At 32.8% G+C, this 296-nt stretch carries 1 protein-coding gene; it reads right to left on the minus strand.

The window, feature by feature from the left end; genetic code table 4:
* A partial coding sequence (locus tag KQ878_RS03780; protein WP_216567982.1) for a hypothetical protein occupies positions 1 to 296 on the minus strand: 296 nt, incomplete at both ends.

Raw genomic sequence — 296 nt, forward strand, 5'->3', positions numbered from 1 at the left:
CGTATTTGGCTTTTGCGGTTTCTCACAGACCTTCTGTTTTGTTTAATATGTAATTAAACGGCATTATAAGCTTATTATATAAGTTAAGGGCAAAGATATACATCTGGCGTTGGTTTGATGGTTGTACGTGCCCTTTACGGCCATATGATAAACTTTCATCTCATTCGTCATAAAAGAATCTCTTAACTCCATATTCATCGATGTAATTTAGATAGATTGTTGGGTCAATAGCGTCATATAGAGCATCATTAAATGAACTAATAAAACTCTTAAATCCTTGTTTATAGTCGTTTATT

Source organism: Mycoplasma zalophidermidis, assembly GCF_018913985.1.
Lineage (GTDB): Bacteria > Bacillota_I > Bacilli_A > Mycoplasmatales > Metamycoplasmataceae > Mycoplasmopsis > Mycoplasmopsis zalophidermidis.